Raw genomic sequence first — 4,829 nt, 5'->3', positions numbered from 1 at the left:
CTATGTGGTGTCTGCGCCCGAGGCAGCTTCGAACGGGCTGGAGGGAAGCGAGCTTGCCGGCGCCTTGCGCGCCCACATAAGTGCACACCTGCCGGAGTACATGGTGCCATCGGCGTTCGTGCGGTTGGCGGCGCTGCCGCTGACGGTGAATGGCAAGCTGGACCGCAAGGCGCTGGCTGCGCCGGACGGTGAGGCGTATGCGGATCGCGCCTATGAGGCGCCGCAAGGCGAGATCGAGATCACGCTGGCACAGATCTGGGCCGAGCTTCTGGGTGTTGAGCGGGTCGGACGCCACGATGACTTCTTCGAACTGGGCGGGCACTCACTGCTAGCGGTGCGGCTTCTCAGTCGAGCGCTCGATGCCGGGTTCAAGTTTACCGCCGCCGATCTCTTCCAAGCTCCTGTTCTGAAGGAACTTGCATTGAAGGTTCATTTGGAGCCACAGCCCAGTAGTCCGGGAGTGATTTGTGTTCGCGCAACCGGATCGCAGCCGCCGCTGTTCTTTGTTCCCACAGGCTTAGGAGATCGTTCCTATATCCTCAACTTGGTGGAGGAAATGGACGCGGACTGTCCAATCTATGGTCTACCGTGGCCTTCTTTCAGTGAAGTTTGTTCACCAACTCTTGAAGCGATAGCCTCGCAAGTCATTCCGGCGATCAGGGAGATACGGTCCCGGGGTCCATATCGATTTGCTGGATACTCATCAGGCGGAATATTGGCTTACGCCATAGCCGAGCAGTTACTGAGCCTCAATGAAACTGTCTCATTTATGGCGTTCATTGATGTTACGCTACCCGCAAAGCCAGCCGGCATGACGCCCACCCAGATGGTATGCGAAGTGGTGCTAAAAACTCTTGAACCCCTTGAGGACGAGCACTTTAAACTAATAAAGCGCTTTGCACGGCACAGTTCAATTGCTCAACTACTTGAGAAGGCTCATCAAATAGGAGCTATACCTCCGGATCACAATGATGCTTTGATGTACGAGAGAATTGAGCAGTTTCAAAGGGCGCTGCAGCTATATCGGGCTCCCTCGCTGCCAATTGAGGTACATCAGTTTTACGCGACGGATTCTTCCGTAAGTTGTCGCGCACGAATAGACAAGAGCTCAATAGCTCCAGAGATGAGCTCGCCGATGCGAGGCTGGGACAGGGTTTTGAGTGCAGCGGCCATTGATACCACACCGATTCCAGGCAATCACGCGACGATGATGAACACTCCAGAAAACCGCAAAGTCCTGGCACGCTCGTTATCAAGAGCCTTAAATAGCCAGCCAATGTGATGCCATCATTGCCGCGGTCGGATCGCGCGAGCTTGTTATAGACGGCATAGCCATCCACTTGCAGGATGCCGGACCGCGCATTCGCCGGAGCGGTGTCTTCGAAGCGATAAGCCACCATCGGGGGACCGCTGCGGCCAAAGGTTCGGTCAAGCCTGGCATAGGCCATAAGTAGGCCGTCTTCGTTGATCCGGAGCCGGGAGCAAGCGTCGGCAGGGTGGTTTCGTCGGCAAAGACCCGTTCGGCCTCTTTGACCTCGCTGAAGACGTAGTCCGCCACGATCTCGAGCTCGAAGCCGAGCTTGCCCATCCATTGCGCCATCAACTTGGCGGTCGAGTTCGACCTTATCGCGGGCGTAGATCGCCTCCTGCCGGTAGAGCGGCTGGCCATCGGCATATTTGGCGACGGCGATCTGGGCCAGAAGCGCTTCCGTCGGAATGCCTCCTTCAATGATATGGGCGGGTGCCGGCGCCTGGATGACGCCGTCCGCGTTCTTGAAGGCATACTTGGGACGGCGCGTGACGATCACCCGGAACTTCGCCGGTCGGAGATGTGCCTAGCGGTCACGGTGACGTTGTTTGGGGTGTCGTGAATTCGCGCGAGCTCCAAGAGTATATCGGCCCTCCGCCGGGATCGCCTCCCTTGATGCGCTCGCGTCCGGTTCAACACCCTTCCGGCTGAACCTGCATGATCCAGCCGATTGACCTCGCCTAGCAATCAGATAGCTCATGATGTCGGAGATTACGCCACTCAGGAGTCCAACCTCATCCCAGACAGCACCTAGAAAGTCGATGCGATCCTTACTGTCGGATATGGTAGGGGGGGCTGCCTACAGTTTGGGATACTCTGTTCGCGATGACCCGCTCGCAACCAAAACGCCACGGCAGCTCGAACAATGAGTGGCGGCCTGTGGATCCTTAATCTCTTGAGAGAAAAATCTGCGGAGACGATCATGGAAACGCGATTGGCGGACTGTAGAGCCAGTGATGCGTGTCATATTCCGCTGAGCAATCTGGATGTAAGCGAAGCCAAGCGCTTTCAAGATAATAGCATATGGGGGTGTTTCGAGCGGTTGCGGATGGAAGATCCCGTTCACTACTGCCAAGATAGCCCTTATGGTCCATATTGGTCCCTAACGAAATACCGAGACATCGTAGCGGTAGATACAAATCACAAAACGTTCTCGTCGGAGCAGGGTGTCACTATTGTCGACGTGCCTGACAAGCACTGGACTCAGAGTTTCATCAAGATGGGTCCTCCTAAACATGGCGAGCAGCGCAATACTGTCAGTCCGATAGTCGCACCGGAAAACCTGACGAAGCTCGAAAACTTGATCCGCCATCGGCTCAGGACGATTCTGGACGGCTTGCCGCGTAACGATGACTTCAATTGGGTGGACATGGTCTCCATTGAGTTGACGACGCAAATGCTCGCCACGCTATTCGACTTTCCATTTGAGGATCGGCGCCTTTTGACCTATTGGTCGGACGTAGCTGTTACAACTCCGAAAATGGGCCATGCGATCGACAGTTGGGACAAGCGAAGCACGATCTTGTCCGAGTGCTTGGAGTATTTCACGCGACTTTGGAAGGAGCGGATTAATGCCGAGCCACGCGTCGACCTGATTTCCTTGATGGCGCACTCGCCCGCAACTCGCCACATGGAGCCGAGTGAGTTCCTCGGAAATCTGATTTTGTTGATCGTCGGGGGAAATGACACCACGCGCAATTCGATTACCGGGGGGCTCCTGTTCATGAACCAGCACCCTTCCGAGCTGCGAAAATTACGCGATAATCCCAATCTGGTATCGAGCGCGGTGTCCGAGATCATTCGATATCAGACGCCCATCGCACATATGCGCCGCAATGCCGCTACCGATATTATCGTAGGTGGGAAACAAATCAGGAAGGGCGACAAGGTTGTCATGTGGTACATCTCTGGCAACCGCGATGAAGAGGTCATCGGGAACGCCAACAGCTTTGTCATCGATCGCAAGGACGTGCGGCAGCATCTTTCGTTCGGATTCGGCATCCATCGCTGCGTTGGTCGACATCTTGCGGAGCTGCAGTTGAGAGTTCTCTGGGAAGAACTCTTGAATGCACGGCTGGAGGTCAAGGTTGTCGGCGAACCTGAGCGAATTGCGTCCAATTTTGTGCACGGTTATTCTGCTCTCCCTGTGCGCATTGCAGCTTAGGCTGTGATGCTCTGGCTAGGGAGCCGCCATGCAGCACGGTTTCCGTTCCTCTTTGGCCCCTCTCGCCGCAGCAAAGTACCGAAAGCAGTTGATCGGGAAGGAATACTGTATTTCGGGAGCTGGGCACGGCTGTCCGGTTGAGCAATCAGCATAGACTGAGGCTCATCTGTGGCTGATGTTGAGGGGTGGAGTTCGGCACAAACAGGTATTGGATTGATCTGCGGTGCATGAGGTTGGCGCGGACCAGCCTGGCGAAGACGAGCGGGCTTCGAACGGCTTTCTGAGCGGCATGGGCCAGGCACAGCAGCAGAAAGGCGATCAGGGCGACGGCGATCTGGATGCGTACAGCATTCTCGGAGGTGCCGACGAGGCGTGTGATCGTCAGGTCTGCTTGACCCAGCGAAAGAACAGCTCGATGGCCCACGGCCGGCGATAGAGCCCGGCAATGTCCTCGGCAGAGGTATCAAGGTTATTCGAGGCGCTGCGCCGACGTGGTGAAACCGCGCTTCATGGCTCAAAAAGAGACCCCTCACAATCTCGCGCAGCGCCGACGCCCCCCGAAAGTTGACCGTGCAGCAACGCCACGAACTGTGACTCGGTGGGCAGCCGCTGCCCTCGTGTCTGGCACGGTACATGCCTCTTGTTCAGCCACAGAGTTAAGAAGGACTCTGTTGTCGTAATCGATGGCATGACGGCAGAACATGACAGCAGCATGTGGATCAACAAAGGGATGGTTAGAGAATGGGTGACGTGGCAGCCTCGAACTACAATATCGTCACACTGCCGGTTGCTCAGCTCAGACCGAGTGAAGAGATCGAGCTTGAACGGGCTCAGATGCTGGCCCAGGTAATCGCCGAAGAGGGAAGGTGGACGCAGCCGATCCTGGTTGAATGCAGTCAATCGGTGATTATGGATGGCCACCATCGCCATTTCTGCGCCACGACGCTTAATTTGTCGTTTGTTCCATGCGTCCTGCTTTCTTATGACGATCCAAATTTGGACGTAACCTATTGGCGCGATAGCACGCCTGTTGACGTGGAGCAGATCATCAGGGCCGGCCTCTCGGGCGATCTGATGAAATCCAAGACGACAAGGCACCGCCTACACGTTCAACTGCCATCCTGCTCAGTTGATCTCAATGAGCTGAAGGACGATCAACAGGCCATTTAACCCTGCCAGGCGCCGGGTCCAAGTTTAACGAGTGACCGTTCGATTGCTCAACGGTCCATCCAGCTCGGATTTTGAAGGTCGTTTTGTGGATCTAGTCCCCCGTGAAGAACGCGGGCGAGTAGTGATTTAAGCGATCTTTTGAGCCGGGACAGTTTCGGCGAGCTGTCGGATAAGGGCGCGCAAGAG

3 protein-coding genes and 2 pseudogenes are annotated in these 4,829 nt (G+C 55.9%); 3 read left to right on the top strand and 2 right to left on the bottom strand.

Annotation, left to right across the window (positions count from 1 at the left end):
* On the top strand, window positions 1–1,282 hold a 1,282-nt coding region (locus K289_RS50015), incomplete at its 5' end, for a thioesterase domain-containing protein (RefSeq protein ID WP_245284146.1).
* On the opposite strand, the pseudogene K289_RS50010 reads toward K289_RS50015, so the two are convergent.
* Window positions 1,269–1,823 (bottom strand): annotated as a pseudogene (locus K289_RS50010) (transposase); the annotation flags it as partial. The gene K289_RS50015 and the pseudogene K289_RS50010 overlap by 14 nt on opposite strands.
* 408 nt (window positions 1,824–2,231) lie before the next feature.
* Here K289_RS50010 and K289_RS0140445 point away from each other — a divergent pair.
* Window positions 2,232–3,473, top strand: coding sequence for a cytochrome P450 (locus K289_RS0140445; protein WP_027556501.1), 1,242 nt, complete (start codon window positions 2,232–2,234; stop codon window positions 3,471–3,473).
* Window positions 3,474–3,618: 145 nt separating this feature from the next.
* On the opposite strand, the pseudogene K289_RS50005 reads toward K289_RS0140445, so the two are convergent.
* Window positions 3,619–3,959: pseudogene (locus K289_RS50005) on the bottom strand (transposase); the annotation flags it as partial.
* 255 nt (window positions 3,960–4,214) lie between these two features.
* On the opposite strand from K289_RS50005, the gene K289_RS0140435 reads away from it, so the two are divergent.
* Window positions 4,215–4,643, top strand: a complete 429-nt coding sequence (locus tag K289_RS0140435; protein WP_027556499.1) for a ParB N-terminal domain-containing protein — start codon at window positions 4,215–4,217, stop codon at window positions 4,641–4,643.
* The last annotated feature ends 186 nt before the right edge of the window (window positions 4,644–4,829 follow it).

Origin of the sequence: Bradyrhizobium sp. Cp5.3 (assembly GCF_000426265.1) — a bacterium.
GTDB lineage: Bacteria > Pseudomonadota > Alphaproteobacteria > Rhizobiales > Xanthobacteraceae > Bradyrhizobium > Bradyrhizobium neotropicale.
Note: the sequence above shows the minus strand (reverse complement) of the source record. Positions and strands in the feature narration are given on the sequence as shown.

Bases quoted from the DNA above. Each gene is read 5' to 3' on its own strand.
- K289_RS0140445 (WP_027556501.1), top strand. From the start codon at position 2,232: ATGGAAACGCGATTGGCGGACTGTAGAGCCAGTGATGCGTGTCATATT.
- K289_RS0140435 (WP_027556499.1), top strand. From the start codon at position 4,215: ATGGGTGACGTGGCAGCCTCGAACTACAATATCGTCACACTGCCGGTT.